Raw genomic sequence first — 17,361 nt, forward strand, 5'->3', positions numbered from 1 at the left:
CGCTAGAGTTCCGGGGACGGAACGAGCGGGGACGGCCCCAAGGAGCATTATGAAGAACACTTCCATTCGTCGTACCGCAGCAGCTCTCGCCATCGGTGGCGCTGTAGCAGCTACCATGTCGATGCCCGCTGCAAACGCAGTAGACGGTGCTACCTGGGACGCACTGGCACAGTGCGAGTCCGGTGGCAACTGGTCCATCAACACCGGTAACGGCTTCTACGGCGGTCTGCAGTTCACCCAGCAGTCCTGGAACGGCGTCGGTATGTCCGGCTCCCCCGCGACCGCTACCCGTGCACAGCAGATCGAGGCTGGCGAGCGTCTGCTCGCTATCCAGGGCTGGGGCGCATGGCCCGCATGCTCCGCTAAGCTTGGCCTCTACGGCAAGACCGGCGCAGCTCCCACCTACACCGAGCCCACCACCACCGTGGCTGCACAGTCGCAGACCCAGCAGACCTACACCGCTCCCGCGGCACAGGCTGCACCCGCAGCTCCTGCAGCTCAGGCTGCACCCGCAGCAGTTGAGGCACCCGCAGCAGCTCCCGCTGCACCGGTAGCACCCGCTGCACCCGCAGTTGAGGCTCCCGCAGCTCCCGCAGCAGCACCGGCAGTTGAGGCTCCCGCAGCAGCAGCTCCCAAGGCTGCAGCAGGCACCTACACCGTGGTTCCCGGTGACTCCCTCTCGCTGATCGCTGCAAAGCTCGGCGTTGCAGGCGGCTACCAGGCAATCGCAGCTGCGAACACCGACATCATCTACAACGTTGACCTGATCTTCCCCGGCCAGGTTCTGACCATCCCCGCCTAAGGATTAACCCCCAAGCGTAACGTGGACACGTTGTAGCCCAACGCCCCGCACCTCACACGAGGAGCGGGGCGTTGAGCATTTAACCCGAAAATAGGGGAGAGGAGCACCGCCTGACCACGCAAACCAGCAGGTAAACCCTCCAACCCCCAATGAGACGGAAAACGCAACCTCCACTACACTAGAGAAGAGACAAGAAAACAAACTACGGGAGAACCATGTCTGCCATCACCTTTGAACAGGTAAAGCACCTGGCATCGCTGGCACTCATTGAGATGACCGATGAAGAACTCACCGCGATGGCGTCTGAGCTGGACGTCATCGTCGCATCCGTTGAGACCATGTCGCAGAAAGCAACTGCCGACATCCCCGCGACCAGCCACCCCATCCCCCTCGAGAACGTCTTCCGCGAAGACGTACCCGTCACCACCCTCACCCAGGAAGAGGCGCTCTCCGGCGCCCCCGACGCACAGGACGGCAAGTTCCGCGTGCCGGCAATCCTCGACGAAGACTAAGAGGAGAACAACCAAGTGAACGAACTGATCCAGCTCACCGCCGCAGAAGCAGCAGAAAAGCTCGCATCCGGCGAAATCACCTCCGTCGAGCTCACCCAGGCACACCTGGACCGCATCGCAGCCACCGACGGCGCACCCCTGAGCGACAACCGAGCAGACGGCAAGAGCGGCCTCAACGCCTTCCTGCACATCAACGCCGAAGAAGCACTCGCCACCGCAGCAGCAGTGGACGCAGACCGCGCAGCAGGCAAGGAACTGCCCCCGCTCGCAGGCGTACCCATCGCCGTCAAGGACCTCATCGTCACCAAGGGCCAGCCCACCACCGCAGCATCGCGCATGCTCGAAGGCTGGATGAGCCCCTACGACGGCACCGTCACCCGCAAGGTCCGCGAAGCACGCATGCCCATCCTCGGCAAGACCAACCTCGACGAATTCGCAATGGGCTCCTCCAACGAGCACTCCGCATTCGGCGTAGTCCGCAACCCCTGGGCACTCGACCGCGCACCCGGCGGCTCCGGCGGCGGCTCCGCAGCAGCCGTCACCGCCTTCCAGGCACCCCTGGCACTCGGCACCGACACCGGCGGCTCCATCCGCCAGCCCGCAGCACTGACCGGTAGCGTCGGCGTCAAGCCCACCTACGGCTCCGTCTCCCGTTACGGTGTCATCGCCATGGCATCCTCCCTCGACCAGGTAGGCCCCGTCGCACGCACCGTCCTGGACACCGCGCTGCTCCACGAAGCAATCGCAGGCCACGACCCGCTCGACTCAACCTCCCTGCCCGACGAGCCCGGCAACTTCGTTGAAGAAGCCAAGGCAGGCGCAGAAGCAGCACGCAAGCGCGACCTGTCCGGCCTGCGCATCGGCGTCATCAAGGAACTCGGCGGCGGCGATGGCGAAGGCTTCGAAGCAGGCGTCCTCGCACGCTTCCGCGAATCCGTCGAAGAGCTACGTGCCGCAGGCGCAGAAATCATCGAGGTCTCCCTGCCCTCCGTCACCGAAGCCATCAGCGCCTACTACATGATCATGTCCTCCGAGGTGTCCTCCAACCTGGCACGCTACGACGGCGTCCGCTACGGCCTGCGCGTCGTACCCGAAGACGGCCCCGTCACCATCGAACGCGTCATGTCCGCAACCCGCTCCGCAGGTTTCGGCCACGAGGTCAAGCGCCGCATCATCCTCGGCACCTACGCACTGTCCGCAGGTAACTTCGACGCCTACTACGGCGCCGCACTGCGCGTACGCACCCTCATCCAGCGCGACTACGCAGCAGCATTCGAAAAGTGCGACGTGCTGATCTCCCCGACCGCGCCCTCCACCGCGTTCAAGCTCGGCGAGAAGACCGAAGGCGACCCCATGGCAATGTACCTGGGCGACGTCGCAACCGTGCCCGTCAACCTGGCAGGCGTCCCGGCGCTCTCCCTGCCCGGCGGCCTCTCCGAAGAGAACAACCTGCCCGTCGGCATCCAGTTCACCGCACCCGCACGCGAAGACGCACGCCTCTACCGCGTCGGCGCAGCACTGGAAGAACTGCTCACCGCAAAATGGGGCGCACCGCTCTACAAGAGCCTGCCCGACACTGAAACTCTGATCCGCGACTTTGACTTTGGGGGAACCAAGTAATGAGTGAAGAAGTCCTCAGCTTCGAAGAAGCCATCGAAAAGTACGACCCGGTCCTCGGCTTCGAGGTGCACGTCGAACTCAACACCAAGACCAAGATGTTCGACTCCGCACCCAACGAGTTCGGCGATACGCCCAACACCAACGTCACCCCCGTATCGCTCGGCCTGCCCGGCGCGTTGCCCATGGTGAACAAGACCGCTGTTGAGTCCGCCATCAAGCTCGGCCTGGCACTGGGCTGCGAGATCGCAGACAAGTCCTACTTCGCCCGCAAGAACTACTTCTACCCGGACTCCCCGAAGAACTTCCAGACCTCCCAGGCTGGCGGCCCCATCGCGGAAAACGGCTCCCTGGACGTCGAGCTCGAAGACGGCACCATCTTCACCGTCGAAATTGAGCGCGCTCACATGGAAGAAGACGCAGGCAAGCTCACCCACGTCGGCGGCGCAGACGGCCGAATCCAGGGTGCAACCTCCTCCCTGGTCGACTACAACCGCGCAGGCGTGCCCCTGATCGAGATCGTCACCCGACCCATCGTCGGTGCCGGCGAGCGCGCACCCGAACTGGCACGCGCCTACGTTGCCGCAATCCGCGACATCGTACGCTCCCTCGGCATCTCCGACGCCCGCATGGAACGCGGTAACGTTCGCTGCGACGCCAACGTCTCCCTCATGCCCAAGGGCGCAGAGAAGTTCGGCACCCGCTCCGAAACCAAGAACGTGAACTCCCTGCGTTCTGTCGAGCGCGCCGTCCGCTACGAGATCCGCCGCCACGCAGCGATCCTCGAACGCGGCGAAAAGGTCACCCAGGAGACCCGCCACTGGCACGAAGACACTCGTGAAACCTCCTCGGGCCGCCCCAAGTCCGACGCTGACGACTACCGTTACTTCCCCGAACCGGACCTCGTACCGGTCGTCACCAACAGCGAGTGGATTGAGCGTCTGCGCGCTGAACTGCCCGAACCGCCGGCAGAACGCCGCCGCCGCCTCAAGGGCGAATGGGGTTACTCCGATGAAGAGTTCCGCGACGTCGTCAACGCCGGCGCACTCGACGTCATCGAAGAGACCGTCGCCGCAGGCGCAACCGCAGCAGCAGCCCGCAAGTGGTGGATGGGCGAAATCGCCCGCCGCGCAAAGCAGGCTGAGGTTGAACTCACCGCCCTCGGCGTGGAGCCCGCAACCGTGGTCGCCCTCGAAGCGCTCATCTCCGAAGGCAAGATCAACGACAAGATCGCCCGCCAGGTGCTCGAGTTCGTCCTCGCCGGTGAAGGCACCCCCGCCGAAATCGTTGAGGCACGCGGCCTCGCAGTGGTCTCCGACGACGGCGCGCTCACCGCAGCCGTCCAGGAAGCACTGGCAGCAATGCCTGACGTTGCCGACAAGATCCGTGCCGGTAAGGTTCAGGCTGCTGGCGCTATCGTCGGTCAGGTCATGAAGGCTACCCGCGGTCAGGCTGACGCCGCTCGCGTGCGTGAGCTGATTCTGGCTGAGTGCGGCGTGGAAGGCTAAGCTTTTCCGCTGATCCGGCTCTAGCGAAAGCGGCGCTGTCTCCCGTGTGGGAGACGGCGCCTCTTGCGCTCTCTAAAGTCCGTGACTGGTTCCGTATGGCTCTGCACGGTTGCTTCCGCTTGGAAAGGCGGTTATCGTCCTCGTTCCTACAGGGAACCCGCCCTCGCTTCGCTTCGGGCACCCTGATGTCACTACGGACGATACCGCCTTTCCGCGCTGGGAGTAGCAGGTCACCGAGCGGGTGCGGCCGTGTTTTCCGGATGCGCCCTCAGGGTGTCAGCCCGGACGCTCTCCGATGCGGAGCGAGGAGAGGGCGGAGCGTCCGGGTGACGGGTGCCCCTGCGTAGGCGCGGAGGAAATATGCGGCGCCCCGCCCCTGCTTGGTGAGGGGAGGAACGAGGACGATCGGCGCCCCTCATACGCAGAACGTGCTTAAACGAAGAACGCTCCGTCCGTATCACTTAGATACAGACGGAGCGTTCTATTTAAGAGACCAGCTACTCAGTAACGCCGAGGTTGCTCATGAGGAACGCGTAATCCCACGCGATCTCACGCCAACGGGTATACCTGCCGGAACCACCACCGTGACCGCCCGACATGTCAATCTTCAGCAGAGGCACCGGCGACGACGGGTCAATCTGCTCACGCAGCGCCGCAACCCACTTGGCGGGCTCCACGTAGAGCACGCGGGTGTCGTGCAGGCTCGTTACTGCAGCAATCGCCGGGTAGCGGACCGGGCGGATGTTCTCGTACGGGGTGTACGACTTCATGTAGGCGTACACTTCCGGGTCCTCAATCGGGTTGCCCCACTCTTCCCACTCCATCGCCGATAGCGGCAGCTCCGGGTCGAGGATGGTGGTCAACGCATCCACGAACGGTACGGCGGCCAGGCAGGCGGCGTACTTTTCGGGGGCGAGGTTCAGCACAGCGCCCATGAGCAGGCCGCCCGCGCTACCGCCGTAGCAGCCGATACGCGCCTCATCAGCCCACGGCTTCGCCGCAATGTAGCTGGTGACGTCCACGAAGTCGGTGAAGGTGTTCTTCTTCGACAGCTTCTTGCCGTTCTGGTACCAGGAGCGGCCCATCTCGCCGCCGCCGCGAATGTGCGCGATGACGTAGATGACGCCGCGGTCCAGGATCGACAGCATCGGGATAGAGAACATCGGGTCCATGGACGACTCGTACGAGCCGTAACCGTACTGGATGACCGGGTGCGGCTTGCTCATGTCCAGGTCGGCGCGGTGAATCACGGAAATCGGGATGAGCGTGCCGTCCGCTGCGGGTGCCCAGTCGCGGTAGGCGCGGTAGTCCTCGCGGTTGTAGCCGCCCAGCACCGGGGTTTCACGGCGCAGCAGCAGGGTCTGCGACATGGGGAAGTAGTCGTAGACACGGCGCGGGGTCAGGTACGAGGTGTAGGCGATGCGCAGCACGGGGGAGTAGTTCTCCGCGCGCAGCACCGAGGCGGTGTACAGCTCCTCGTCGAAACCGGCCGGTTCCATGAAGGTCACGCCCGCGGGTCGGCGGCGGCGCCACTGGATGGGCAGCTGCTCACGCGGCGCCAGGAAGATGCGGGTGGTCGTGTCTGCGCGGGCGGTGACGACCAGGTGCGTTGCGGTAAAGGTGAAGCCCTCCAGGCGCACGTGCTCGCTGTGGCGGATGACCGGCACCCAACGCTGCGCGTACTCTTCGAGGCTTTCGCCCTCGCGCGGCATGTCGGCGAGGACCAGCTCGGAGTTCAGCGCATTGTAGTCGTGCTGAATCAGCAGGTGCTGCTCGCCGGCAATGTTGAGCGGCTCAGCGTAGTATTCGATGCCCGCGCTCTTGGGGATGAGCAGGGTCGGCTCGCCCTTGGGTTCGCGAGTGGGGACGATGCGCACCTCGGTGTACTCGGAGTTCGAGCTGGTGAGCACCACGGAGGAACGGTCGGAGCTCATAGCCGCCGAGAGCCACATGGTGTTGTCCGGTTCCTCATAGATGAGGTGGTCTTCGGTGCCCTGTCCGACGTCGTGCACGTAGACACGCCAGGGGCGCCAGGAGTCGTCGGGGACCACGTAGATGAGCTGCTCGGCGTGGTTGATGAAGAAGGAACCCGCCGCAATGTTGGGGATGGTGTCTTCGAGGAAAGTGCCGGTTTCCATGTTGAGGAAGCGCTGCTCGTAGCGTTCGTCGCCCTTCTCGTCCACGGAGATGCTCAGCAGCTTGCCGTTACGTGCCGGCTGGAAGCTGCCCAGGGAGAAGAACTCCATGTCCTTGGCGTATTCGTTGCAGTCGAGGATGACGACCTCACCCTCGAGCACCTCGCCGGGGGTGACGGTCGGCGGGGTGTAGCGCACCACCTCGTCGCCCTCGTGCAGGGCGGGGTAGCGGTAGAAGACGGGGTACTGGCCACCGGGCACCATACGGCTGTAGTACCACCAGTCACCGATACGGTTCGGGACGGTCAGATCCGACAGCAGGGTGCGGTTCTTAATCTCGTTGAAGATGGACTCGCGGAGGGGCTGCTGGTCTGCGGTGACAGCTTCGGTGTATTCGGCTTCTGCTTTGAGGTAGTTGAGGACCTCTTCGCTTTCCTTGTCGCGGAGCCATTCGTAGTGGTCGATGAAGACGTCGCCGTGGTGTTCGCGGCGGTGCTCGACCTTCTTCGGTACGGGCGGGGTGAGGTTCTGTTCAGCCATGCTGCCACCTCTTTCAATGAGTTATGGGTTTGTGAATGGTGTGTGCCGGAGGCGCCTGCCTCCTCTGCCGCCGGGGTGGCGGTGAGGGTGTGCGGGGGACTGTGGGCACGCCTAGTTCTAGTGTATCGAAGAGTGAGGGAGGCTACTATATTGCCGCCTGCGCGGGGTTGCCCGGCTCAGCCTGTGGAAGCCCCGCCGAAGTCTCACCGAAGCCTCGCCGCAACGTGCGCTTTCGGCGGCTAGTTGGCGCGTCCCTTAATGGACATGAGGGTGCGGCGGCCCGCCTTGTTTGCCTTCGTGAAGGCGCGGTTACTCTGCCGGTACTCGCGCTCCTGAGAGCGCAGGCGCAGGCGTGCAGATTCTGCCATCATCCTGCGGTAGCGTTCAAAACGTTCGGGGTCGAGGGAGCCGTCGGCGAGCGCCTGCTGCACCGCGCATCCGGGTTCGGAACCGTGGGAGCAGTCGCTGTACCGGCAGGAGGAGGCGTAGCTGGAAACGTCATCGAAGGTCTCATCAATGGCTGCGCTGTCGCTCGTGGCGGCGAGGGCTCGCACGCCCGGGGTGTCAATCAGCACCGTGCCAGCCGAAGATTCTGCACCGGAGTCTGCATCACCGGGCAGAACAATCATTTGGCGGCTGGTGGTGGTGTGGCGCCCCTTGCCGTCGGCATCGCGAACCGCGGAAGTCGCCTGCACCTGGTGTTCTGAGCTGTCTTCGCGGGGGTCAATTCCGGGGTTGAGCAGGGCGTTGACCAGGGTGGATTTACCGGCACCGCTGCGGCCCAGGAACGCGGCGGTACGCCCGGCGACAAGCTCCGCAACCGGGGCGGGGTCGTAGCCGTTGTCCGTGCAGACGGTGAGCACCGCATCCACGCCGCTACCCAGGGATTCCTGATACCCGGCGAGTTGTTCCGCCGTCACCAAATCACCCTTGGTGAGAATCAGCGCGACCTGCACCCCGGAGGCGTGCGCCAGGGCGGTGTAGCGTTCGATTCGCCCGATGGACGGCTCGGGGAAGCACGGCTCAACGATGCAGAGCATATCCACGTTGGCGGCGACAGGCTGATCCGAGGATTCGCGGGTGGCGCTGGGGCGGGTGAGGTAGCTTCGGCGGGGCAGAATCGCGAGGGGCTTATGCTCCGCGGGCTGGCTATCGCTACCGGTCCCGGGGATGGGCTGAGTGAGTACCCAGTCGCCCACGACGGGGTACTCTTCTTCGCCGTAGTCGTTTTCGACCGGGCGCAGGGGAGCGGAGAGCTTCACAAGTTCGCTCTGCTCGCAGGTCAGTAGCTCGCAGCGGGTGCGGTGCACGGCGCTGACGCGGGCGAGGGTGAAGTCTTCGAGGGTACCCCCGATGGTGAACGCGGCGCGAATTGCCGCGCCCCGCCAGGAGGGGTCGAAACCGAGGGTCTCTAAGGTGTATGAGGCGGGAGTAATGGTCACAGGAATAGTCTTTCTGGATTGCGGCGCCCGGATAGCGGGTGATTACAAGGTTCGTTCTTTTTCAGGGTTCACCGTCTACAACAGCGAGGCGCGGGCGCCGGCACGGATGCGGCGGGCGGCAAGCAAAGTCAGCCCCAACCCCACTGCGGCGTAGAGCACCGCCAGTGCCGCGTCCGTCGCCAGGAGCGCGAAAAGCTCCGGCGCGGTGCCGTTCGCGATACCGCTAGAGGCATCTAAAACCTGCACCAGCCGGGACCCCGGAACCCAGGAACACAGCCATGCAAGCCAACCGGGGTAGGTACTCACCGGCACAATCACGCCCGCGCTCACTGGCAGAATAATCGACAGAAAATTCGACCCCGTGTACGGATCCGACAGGTACAGACCGAGCCCGGCGGCAAAAATGCCCAGGCAGACCCCGCCCAGAACCGCAACCGGCATCAGCGCAATGGCTCCAATCAGAAGCCCCGAAGCCGCCCCGGTAGAGGGTGCCGTGAGGGACAGTAACCACACGATGCCCACATTGCTCAGACCCGTCACGGATGCCAGCAACGCGGGTACCGCCGCCGCACCGAGCCAGTAGCCAGCATCCACCGGGCGAGCCGTACACACGTACTCGAAGACGCCAATCCACCGGTCTGTGGCAACGCGCGCAACAATACCGGCTGCCACGGAGCTGAGGGTGGCAATCAGAGCAGACGCGCAGCCGATGCGTACAGTATCGTTTGCGGCAAGATCAGCGCCCAGAAGCACTGTGAAAAGCACGTTAAGACCGGGTACGAGAACCAGGGTCGTGACAGCCGTTCCGAGGGTTGCGAAGGTAATAGAAGATGACCAGCCAATAGAGGCGGTCGACAGAGCCCGACGCGCCACGCTAGGCAGAGCGGCAGAAGAGAGAATACGCACGCTACATCGCCCCCAGGGTGCCGCGACGGCGGGCGGAGGCAAGAGCCTTCCGGGCAAAGAGGAAAGCACACAACGCCCAGATGAAGCTCACGACCAGGGTCTGTGCCACGGGCAGGAGCGCATCCGCCGGGGTAGTGATGGTGGTACGCCCAAGTAGGAGATGAACCGGCGCCTGCAGGGGAATGAGCGTGCCTACAGCATCTAGCCAGGCGGGCGCTTCAATGGTCGTGAAGAGAACCCCGGAAAGAATAAAAACCGGCACGAGCAACAGCTCCTCGTAGGCGATAGCGTTCGGTGTGGCCACGAAGAACACCGCAATCATGAACGTTACCGACAGGCACGCAAGCCACAGCAGGGGAACGCCCAGAACGTAGCGCGGCCAGAGTGCTGAAAAGTCCGTGACCTGCGGGTTAAGCGTCACAAGAGCCCAGATGAGCCACGACAGGGGCAAAGCCGCCATACCCACAATGGATGCGCTCGAAACGATAGCCGCCAGCACCCGCACCGGAGAAATCGACCCCGAACATAGGTACACGAGGGTCCCACGGAAACGCTCGAAATTGATGATGCCCGCAGACACGATGCAGACCGACCACATGCCCACAATGCCCGCGCGGGTCCACGCGAGGGTCGGGTCAACGGAGTGACCCGCGGAGCTCTGCGCCGCCGCATGCACGGCGAGCGCCTGAAGGATGACCGAGCCGAGTACCGTACTGATGAGCAGCTGAATGAAGTAGGGGACCGTCAGGAACTGGCGCAGGCTAAAGCCCATGAGTCGCAGTTGGCGGGCGCACTCCTGCTGTACGTCGTGTAGCAGGTGCTGCAGGTCGCGCGGTCGTTGAGATTCTGCTGGATGCTGCGTCTGAGCGTTCATCGCTTGAGCCCCTCCGCCATCGCCAGGTATGCCTCTTCCAGAGTTGCCGGTCGCGTGTACGGTTCGGTCCGTGCCCCAATGTTCGCGGTGGCAAGCCCCTCCGTGAGGATGCGGTGAGCCTCACCCGCCTCGAACGTGGTGCGCTCGCCGTGCCAGTAGAGGGTCAGCTCCCAGCCGGAACCGCGCGGGGCGAAGAGCACCGCCGCCTTATCGCCGAGGAGCCCGCGGAGCGTATCAAGCCCCTCGGTGGCGGTGGCCTCGACCTGTACCACGGTCGTGGCGGCAATACCTGCGTGCGCGGCAACGTCCTCGAGGTTGCCGCTCACAGCAACGGAACCGGCACCCAAAACGGTGATGGTGTGCGCCAGGTCCTCAATCTCGCCCAGCAGGTGGCTCGTCAGCAGAATGGCGGTACCTTCATTTGCCAGAGATCTGATGAGGGCACGCACGGTCAGGGCGATATCGGGGTCGAGCCCGTTGGTCGGCTCATCCAGCAGGAGCAGAGCGGGGGAGCCGAGCAGGGCGCGGGCAATATGTAGGCGCTGCTTCATGCCGCGGGAAAACTCCTGGACAGGCCGCGTTGCCGCATCGGTGAGTTCCACACGGGCTAGGGCATGCTCCACCTCGTGTCGTCGGGTCCGCCCGGAAACCCCCGCAACATCGGCGAAGAACAGCAGATTGTCGCGGGCACTAGCGCGCGGGTAGAAGCCGTTCTCCCCGCCCAGTGCGAGACCCACGTGACGGCGCGCCCGCTGCGGGTCGGCGATAGCGTCAATACCGTTCACGGTGAGGCTACCGCCGGTGGGGGTGAGCAGGGTCGAGCACATCTGCACGGTCGTCGTTTTGCCCGCACCGTTGGGGCCGAGGAGGGCATGAATCTCACCGGAACTGACGCGAAGTGACACACGGTCGACGGCGGTAAAAGCGTTTTCACCTTTGCCAAAGACGCGGCTGAGCTGCGCCGCATCAAGAACAAGAGACATGGTAGGTAACCTTCGGGTATGACCCTCTGGCCCCTATACCGGAGGGATGCTGAGCAGGATAAACGGCGTAGCGAGTTGTACCCTGCGTGAGTGTATGTGTCATTTCAGTGTACCGAAAAGCCGTAGATAAAAGTGATGGGGGTTACTGTGTGGATGGTGGGTGTCCGCCTCCGCATCTCGATTGCCTCGCCCTCGGATTGCCCCGGCACCGTCGCTCACATTTTGTTGCAGACGGTTTTTGGTGACAGACGTTAAAAAACGTCATCTTTGCAATGAAATGTCTTAAAGTACTGCGCACCCACAAAACCCTTGACCCCACCCCGTGCCCTATGACACTCTAAGATAACAGGTCAAGAGCGCCAGCGATAAGCCCCAGCTAGCTGGCCGGCAACCCTCCTCCGCGGTGGGGTGCCCTGGGTGAAGACCAGGCGGCACGCAAAAGCGTGACGCAAGCGCGGGACCGATGTGACCGATAACGGTACATCAATCGTGACAGGATTATTCGACGACGATTCCTGTACCGTCGGCATGCGGCCCCCTAAGAATCCCCATTAGGAGCCACGCATGAGCAACAACACTACCGTCCCGACTCCCGCCAACCCCGCCGGTTGGAAGTTCGAAACCCGCCAGATTCACGCAGGTCAGGCGCCGGATGCCGCAACGGGAGCTCGGGCACTACCCATCTACCAGACCACCTCTTATGTCTTTGACAGCGCCGAGCAGGCAGCGAACCGTTTCGCCCTCTCCGAACTGGGCCCCATTTACACTCGCCTCAACAACCCCACCCATGAAGTAATCGAAAACCGTATCGCTTCCCTGGAAGGCGGCGTCGGCGCGCTGCTGCTGGCATCCGGTCAGGCAGCTATCACCTACGCAATCCTGAACATCGCCGGTGCAGGCGACCATGTGGTTGCATCGCCCTCCGTGTACGGCGGCACCTACAATCTGCTCAAGTACACCCTCGCCGACCTCGGTATCGAAACCACCTTCGTCGAGAACCCGGACGACCTGGACGCATGGCGCGCCGCAGTCCGCCCCAACACCAAGCTCTTCTACGGCGAGTCCGTACCCAACCCCCGTAATGACGTGCTCGACATTGAGCCTATTGCTGCAATTGCGCACGAAAACGGTGTACCCCTGATTGTGGACAACACCGTACCCACCCCCTACCTGCTACGCCCCATCGAGCACGGCGCAGACGTAGTCGTCCACTCCGCCACCAAGTACCTGGGCGGCCACGGCACCTCCATCGGCGGCGTGATCGTTGACTCCGGTAACTTCGACTACGGTGCAGACCCCGAGAAGTTCCCCAAGTTCAACCAGCCCGCCCCCGGCTACCACGGCCTGGTCTACGCACGCGATTTGGGTAAGGACTCCGCGTTCGGCGCGAACCTCTCCTACATCCTGAAGGCGCGCGTCTCCCTGCTGCGCGACACCGGTGCAGCCATCTCCCCGACCAACGCCTTCAACATCGGTATCGGTCTGGAAACTCTCTCCCTGCGCATCGAACGCCACATTGAGAACGCCACCAAGGTCGCCCACTGGCTCGAAGCAAACCCGCAGGTCGAGAAGGTTATCTGGGCTGGCGTGGAATCCTCCCCCTGGTACGAGCGTGCACAGAAGTACCTGCCCAAGGGCCCCGGTGCGGTGCTCGGCTTCACCCTCAAGGACGCAACCCTGGAGCAGACCCGCGACTTCGTGGACGCCCTGAAGCTGCACTCCAACGTTGCGAACATTGGCGACGTGCGCTCGCTCGTGATTCACCCCGCCTCCACCACCCACTCCCAGCTTTCCGCTGAGGAACTGGAGAAGATTGGCGTATACCCGAACTTCGTCCGCCTGGCAGTTGGCATTGAGAACATTGACGATATTCTCGCCGACCTGCAGCTGGGCTTTGACACCCTCTCCTAAAAGGTGATGCATCCGCAGGTGGATTGGTAAGCTACGGCTTTTCGGTCCACCTGCGGATTCCCCGTTACGGAGCATTTCATGAGCGCGTGGCCCTGAGCCGCCCAACCCGTTGCTCCTTCTACCTGCAGACGAGTACCCCGCTCACACCTACCCCGCTCACACCCGGCACCACCTCGCCGACCAACCCAGTGAAGGGAACCCCATGACCACCCAGAGCACTAGCCAGTCCGGCACCACCAAGTCCGGCACTACCAGCCAGCCTGTCACCGCACCCATCCCCGTGGCGGGCACCCAGCGCGAACACCCCGAAGCGCAAGGCTACCTGCGTCAGCTGAACATCGGCGACCTGGAGCTCGAGTCCGGCGTGACCCTGCCGCAGGTCACCATCGGCTACGAAACCTGGGGCACCCTCAACGAGGCTGGTGATAACGCCATCCTGATCCTGCATGCGCTCACCGGTGACACGCATGTCTCCCGCGGCGTACCCACCCCCGACATGCCCGCCCCGCTGATTCGCGCTATCGAATCGGACGGCTGGTGGGAAGGCATCGTGGGCCCCGGCTCGGTCGTGGACACCAACCGCTACTTCGTGATTGCCCCCAATATTCTGGGTGGCTGCTACGGTTCTACCGGCCCGGCAAGCATCGTCCCCGAGGGCTACCCGGGCGCTGGTGAGCACTGGGGTTCCCGCTTCCCGCAGGTGAGCATTCGCGACTCCGTACGTGCGGAGGCGCGTCTGGCGCGTGCACTGGGCGTGACGAGTTTCCGCTACGTGATTGGTGGTTCCCTCGGTGGTGCTCGCGCCCTGGAGTGGGCGGCAACTAACCCCGAGCTGGTGCACGGATGCGCGGTCATTGCCTCCGGTCCTTCGGCTACGGCGGAGCAGATTTCCTGGGCCCACACTCAGAACATTGCGATTCGTTCGGATGCGAACTTTGCCGGTGGCGACTACTATGCCGGTCCTGCACCGACTGCCGGTCTGGCTCTGGCGCGCCGTATCGCGCACACCACCTACCGCAGCCCCGCAGAGCTGGAGCACCGCTTCGGCCGTGAGGAGAACCGCGGCGAAAACACTGTGGGCGGTTCGCTGGGTGAGCCGCGTGGCCGCTACGCCATTGAAAGCTACCTGGACCACCACGGCGCTAAGCTGGTTGAGCGTTTTGACGCGAACAGCTACCTGGCTGTGAATGAGGCGCTGATTTCGCACGATGTGGCTCGTGGCCGCGGCACTCTGGCACAGGCGCTGGCGCACACCGATTGCGAGTGGACGATTGCGGCGGTGAACACGGACCGTCTGTTCTTCCCGCACGAGTCGCACCGCCTGGCGGAGGCGCTTCCCACCCCGGTGCCCGTGGACATTATCGAGTCGAACCACGGCCATGACGGCTTCCTCATTGAGGCGAAGCAGGTGGAGAAGATTCTGGCGCGCGCCCTCGGCGTTGAAGATGAATCCGCCACCCCGAGTGAGGCGCAGCGTGAACGTGAAGCTTTGGAATCGATGACTCGCCTGTACGGCGCTGCTACTCGCTAACTCAACCGGCACCCGAAGGCGTTTCACGCATCCTGCTGAATGTTGTTTTATCCAAACAGTGGGTGTGGGATTGTTCGGGAATGACTGGGTATTCTCAACTGTCCTTCCGCCCACCGTGAATTAACCTTCACCCATAGGGTTATGTAATAAAATGTCGGGCGTTCGTATGATGCGAGTGTCCGGCATTTTTTCTATCTTTATGAAGAGTGTTGTGCCAGGTCAGGGAATATTTTCCGGTTTTTTGGGTGCTTTGTGGAACCTCCGCGAGATACCGCGAAAGTAGCCTCTTGTTGCACTGGAAGGTAAAGGTTCTCGGTTTGCTTTAGACCAGCTCTAACCCCATAGCATTAACGCTGTGGTAAGTATTCAAGAGGTAGCGGAGCAGTTGGGGGGTGAGCACCCACGCCCTGCGATATTACGAAAAAGAGGGGCTCATAGCGGTGCCCCGTGATGCTCACGGAACCCGTATTTTTGATGAGGAGTCTATCTCCGCAGCACGGTTTATTGCTACCTGCCGTCAGGCCGGCATGAGTCTTGCCGACATTCGCACGATTTTGAGCAATCCAGACGACCACGCCCTATCCATTGATGTGATGGAGCGTGCCCGTCAAAAGATTGAGGATGAGATTGTGGGGTTGCAGCAGAACCTTGAGCACCTGGATCGCCGTATTCAGGAGCACCGCCGTCACCTCGACGGCACCCGCTAAGTAACTAGTCTTCTGCAGACGCGTATAAACGCCCGGTATTCCCAACGTTGGGAATACCGGGCGTTTTTATGCTCAGCTGGCATGCTCGGCTACTCAAACTCAGTTACTAGGTATCTCCACTCCGGAGGCTTACCCCCAGGTAGCTTCCTGCGGGTCAACACCGTGCGCACGAGCATTCTCGTAGATGACATCCCGCAACCATTCCGCGAGCCCGGTCGCAAGCTTCTCGTAGTGCGCCTTGAAACGGGCATCCTCAACGTAGCCGCGGGCTAGAATAGCGTGCTTAGCGGGGGTGACCTCAAAGAAGAACAGGGAGGCGCGGTGCCGCTCGGCGAGCGCGTTCGCCTCTTCACTGCCCGGCTTCACGCTGCGGTTGAATGCCTCGACGAGGGCCTGCTCTACCTCGTTGACCTGCTGTTTGCCGTTCTGCCAGTCGGCACGGTCCATTGAGGCAGTGCGGCGCTGGTATTCAGCCCAGTCGTCAGTTTTTCCGTAACGTTCCTGCGCTTCCTGCTGGTGGGCGAGGCTGAACCCTTCACCCATGATCTCTGCTTTTTCGGCGGCGCTGAGCTGCTCATTTTTAGGTGCCATGGTGTCCTCCAAAAGGTGTTCGATGGTTTCAAGCATGCGCCCGTACGCGGCGATTTTGCGTTGAAGCATATCCCGCTGAGCGAGTAGATGCTCGGTGCTGTTCGCTTCGTCCTGCAGTATGTTGCGAATGGCGTCAAGGCTCATGCCGGTGGCGCGGTACCCCATGATGACGGTGATTCGTTCAAGATCTGCATCGGTGTAGTACCGGTACCCGTTGAACTCATCATGTGCCGGGTTGAGTAAGCCTCGGTGCTCCCAGTGGTGCAGCGTGCGGACTGTTAGCCCGTGTAGTGATGCCGCTTCTCCTACGGTGTATTCGTGTTGCCCGTCAGGTGGTGTTATGTTCGCGTCCATGGTTTCACTCTAAAACCTCACGTTAGGTGAGGGTCAAGCTAGCGGCGGAACCCGCGGTGCAGGTTTGTGGGGGAGTCCTCGCTAAGATGGGTGCATGAGCGAAAACAAATACGTCGTCGAATACACCCGCCCCGAGAACGAACGTGCAGGCACCCACCTGGTGCTCATGCTGCACGGCTACGGCTCCCAGGAGCACGATTTGCTGTCTCTGGCGGCGCACCTTCCGCAGGAGGGCTTCACCTACGCCTCCATGCGTGCACCGCAGCCGGTTGGCACCCAGTTCTCCGCGGACTCGACCGGCGCCTACATTGCCGCAGATGCTATCGGCTACCAGTGGTACCCGCTGAACCAGCAGCTCGAATCTGACCAGCGCGCCATTGAGCAGGCGAGCGACTACGTGCTGGAGTGGGTGCGCGCGAACCGCGAGCAGTATGCTTCGGTGACTCTGCTGGGCTTCTCGCAGGGTATGGGCATCGCAACTTCGATGGTGCGTCACGCCCCCGGCGAGTTCGCCGCCGTAGTGGGACTGTCCGGCTATGCGGTAGATTCTGATTCGCCGTACTTCAAGGACGAGGAGCTGAAGAAGACCGAACTGCCGGTGTTCTTCGGCCGCGACCAGGAAGACCCTGTCATCCCGCAGGAGATGGTGAACTACACCTACGACTGGATCCGCAAGTACACCGACGGCATTAAGGTGCTGTATGCCGGTGCGGGTCACGGCGTTGGCCCCATGGAGATTCGCCATGTGGGCGAGTTCCTGGAGGTGAAGGTGCAGGGTCAGGAGCCGCGTATTCGTGCGCAGAAGGTTGCGGAGGCGACCGGCGCCGCCGAAGGCTCTGACTCCTAAATCGACTATATGGAAAGCCCTCGGGTCATGACGACTCGGGGGCTTACGTGTAGTTCCGCTTGGAAAGGTGGTTATCGTCCTCGTTCCTACAGGGAACCCGC

General features: G+C 62.7%; 14 protein-coding genes and 1 riboswitch. Of the genes, 8 read left to right on the forward strand and 6 right to left on the reverse strand.

Annotated elements, in window-relative coordinates; genetic code table 11:
- The first annotated feature begins 49 nt into the window (after positions 1–49).
- The 4 genes from HMPREF2712_RS01400 to gatB all read left to right on the forward strand — a co-directional run bounded on the left by HMPREF2712_RS01400 (position 50) and on the right by gatB (position 4,439).
- Positions 50–802: a transglycosylase family protein gene (locus HMPREF2712_RS01400; RefSeq protein WP_070819076.1), complete on the forward strand. Its 753-nt coding sequence runs from the start codon at positions 50–52 to the stop codon at positions 800–802.
- Between the two features lie 215 nt (positions 803–1,017).
- The gene (gene gatC, locus HMPREF2712_RS01405) at positions 1,018–1,314 is read left to right on the forward strand and encodes an Asp-tRNA(Asn)/Glu-tRNA(Gln) amidotransferase subunit GatC (RefSeq protein ID WP_005507016.1); all 297 of its coding nucleotides are present in this window, start codon (positions 1,018–1,020) and stop codon (positions 1,312–1,314) included.
- Between the two features lie 15 nt (positions 1,315–1,329).
- A complete protein-coding gene (gene gatA, locus HMPREF2712_RS01410; protein WP_070819077.1) occupies positions 1,330–2,934 on the forward strand; it encodes an Asp-tRNA(Asn)/Glu-tRNA(Gln) amidotransferase subunit GatA in 1,605 nt (534 codons plus the stop codon).
- Complete coding sequence (gatB, locus tag HMPREF2712_RS01415; protein ID WP_070542699.1) at positions 2,934–4,439, forward strand: Asp-tRNA(Asn)/Glu-tRNA(Gln) amidotransferase subunit GatB; 1,506 nt, start codon at positions 2,934–2,936, stop codon at positions 4,437–4,439. The genes gatA and gatB overlap by 1 nt, the downstream gene beginning before the upstream one ends.
- A 497-nt stretch (positions 4,440–4,936) precedes the next feature.
- On the opposite strand, the gene HMPREF2712_RS01420 is transcribed toward gatB, so the two are convergent.
- The 5 genes from HMPREF2712_RS01420 to HMPREF2712_RS01440 all read right to left on the reverse strand — a co-directional run bounded on the left by HMPREF2712_RS01420 (position 4,937) and on the right by HMPREF2712_RS01440 (position 11,319).
- Entirely contained in the window at positions 4,937–7,114 is a 2,178-nt protein-coding gene (locus tag HMPREF2712_RS01420) for a S9 family peptidase (protein WP_070616803.1), read from the reverse strand.
- Between the two features lie 239 nt (positions 7,115–7,353).
- Positions 7,354–8,556: a ribosome small subunit-dependent GTPase A gene (gene rsgA, locus HMPREF2712_RS01425; protein ID WP_070616804.1), complete on the reverse strand. Its 1,203-nt coding sequence runs from the start codon at positions 8,554–8,556 to the stop codon at positions 7,354–7,356.
- Between the two features lie 75 nt (positions 8,557–8,631).
- Positions 8,632–9,462, reverse strand: a complete 831-nt coding sequence (locus HMPREF2712_RS01430; RefSeq protein WP_070687329.1) for an ABC transporter — start codon at positions 9,460–9,462, stop codon at positions 8,632–8,634.
- Position 9,463: 1 nt separating this feature from the next.
- A complete protein-coding gene (locus HMPREF2712_RS01435; RefSeq protein WP_070616808.1) occupies positions 9,464–10,336 on the reverse strand; it encodes an ABC transporter permease in 873 nt (290 codons plus the stop codon).
- Positions 10,333–11,319: an ABC transporter ATP-binding protein gene (locus HMPREF2712_RS01440; protein ID WP_070819078.1), complete on the reverse strand. Its 987-nt coding sequence runs from the start codon at positions 11,317–11,319 to the stop codon at positions 10,333–10,335. The genes HMPREF2712_RS01435 and HMPREF2712_RS01440 overlap by 4 nt, the downstream gene beginning before the upstream one ends.
- 348 nt (positions 11,320–11,667) lie before the next feature.
- A riboswitch (SAM riboswitch) is annotated at positions 11,668–11,780 on the forward strand.
- 103 nt (positions 11,781–11,883) lie between these two features.
- Between HMPREF2712_RS01440 and HMPREF2712_RS01445 the strand changes: the two genes are divergently transcribed.
- From HMPREF2712_RS01445 to HMPREF2712_RS01455, 3 genes are all read left to right on the forward strand, one after another.
- Complete coding sequence (locus HMPREF2712_RS01445; RefSeq protein WP_070616812.1) at positions 11,884–13,230, forward strand: bifunctional o-acetylhomoserine/o-acetylserine sulfhydrylase; 1,347 nt, start codon at positions 11,884–11,886, stop codon at positions 13,228–13,230.
- A 202-nt stretch (positions 13,231–13,432) separates the two neighbouring features.
- Positions 13,433–14,761: a homoserine O-acetyltransferase MetX gene (locus HMPREF2712_RS01450; protein WP_210401004.1), complete on the forward strand. Its 1,329-nt coding sequence runs from the start codon at positions 13,433–13,435 to the stop codon at positions 14,759–14,761.
- Positions 14,762–15,201: 440 nt separating this feature from the next.
- On the forward strand, positions 15,202–15,468 hold the full coding sequence (locus tag HMPREF2712_RS01455; RefSeq protein WP_246828652.1) for a MerR family DNA-binding protein: 267 nt from the start codon (positions 15,202–15,204) through the stop codon (positions 15,466–15,468).
- Between the two features lie 129 nt (positions 15,469–15,597).
- Here the strand turns inward: HMPREF2712_RS01455 and HMPREF2712_RS01460 are convergent, their stop codons facing one another.
- Positions 15,598–16,413, reverse strand: a complete 816-nt coding sequence (locus HMPREF2712_RS01460) for a MerR family transcriptional regulator (protein WP_070819079.1) — start codon at positions 16,411–16,413, stop codon at positions 15,598–15,600.
- Between the two features lie 94 nt (positions 16,414–16,507).
- On the opposite strand from HMPREF2712_RS01460, the gene HMPREF2712_RS01465 reads away from it, so the two are divergent.
- On the forward strand, positions 16,508–17,260 hold the full coding sequence (locus tag HMPREF2712_RS01465; RefSeq protein WP_070819080.1) for an alpha/beta hydrolase: 753 nt from the start codon (positions 16,508–16,510) through the stop codon (positions 17,258–17,260).
- Positions 17,261–17,361: the final 101 nt, after the last annotated feature.

This window comes from Rothia sp. HMSC064F07, assembly GCF_001837265.1.
GTDB classification, from domain to species: Bacteria; Actinomycetota; Actinomycetes; order Actinomycetales; family Micrococcaceae; genus Rothia; species Rothia mucilaginosa.

Excerpts from the sequence above, each read along its gene's own strand:
- HMPREF2712_RS01400 (WP_070819076.1), top strand. The coding sequence starts at position 50 with ATGAAGAACACTTCCATTCGTCGTACCGCAGCAGCTCTCGCCATCGGT.
- HMPREF2712_RS01460 (WP_070819079.1), bottom strand. The coding sequence starts at position 16,413 with ATGGACGCGAACATAACACCACCTGACGGGCAACACGAATACACCGTA.
- HMPREF2712_RS01440 (WP_070819078.1), bottom strand. The coding sequence starts at position 11,319 with ATGTCTCTTGTTCTTGATGCGGCGCAGCTCAGCCGCGTCTTTGGCAAA.
- HMPREF2712_RS01420 (WP_070616803.1), bottom strand. The coding sequence starts at position 7,114 with ATGGCTGAACAGAACCTCACCCCGCCCGTACCGAAGAAGGTCGAGCAC.
- HMPREF2712_RS01445 (WP_070616812.1), top strand. The coding sequence starts at position 11,884 with ATGAGCAACAACACTACCGTCCCGACTCCCGCCAACCCCGCCGGTTGG.
- HMPREF2712_RS01435 (WP_070616808.1), bottom strand. The coding sequence starts at position 10,336 with ATGAACGCTCAGACGCAGCATCCAGCAGAATCTCAACGACCGCGCGAC.
- HMPREF2712_RS01450 (WP_210401004.1), top strand. The coding sequence starts at position 13,433 with ATGACCACCCAGAGCACTAGCCAGTCCGGCACCACCAAGTCCGGCACT.
- gatC (WP_005507016.1), top strand. The coding sequence starts at position 1,018 with ATGTCTGCCATCACCTTTGAACAGGTAAAGCACCTGGCATCGCTGGCA.
- gatB (WP_070542699.1), top strand. The coding sequence starts at position 2,934 with ATGAGTGAAGAAGTCCTCAGCTTCGAAGAAGCCATCGAAAAGTACGAC.
- HMPREF2712_RS01465 (WP_070819080.1), top strand. The coding sequence starts at position 16,508 with ATGAGCGAAAACAAATACGTCGTCGAATACACCCGCCCCGAGAACGAA.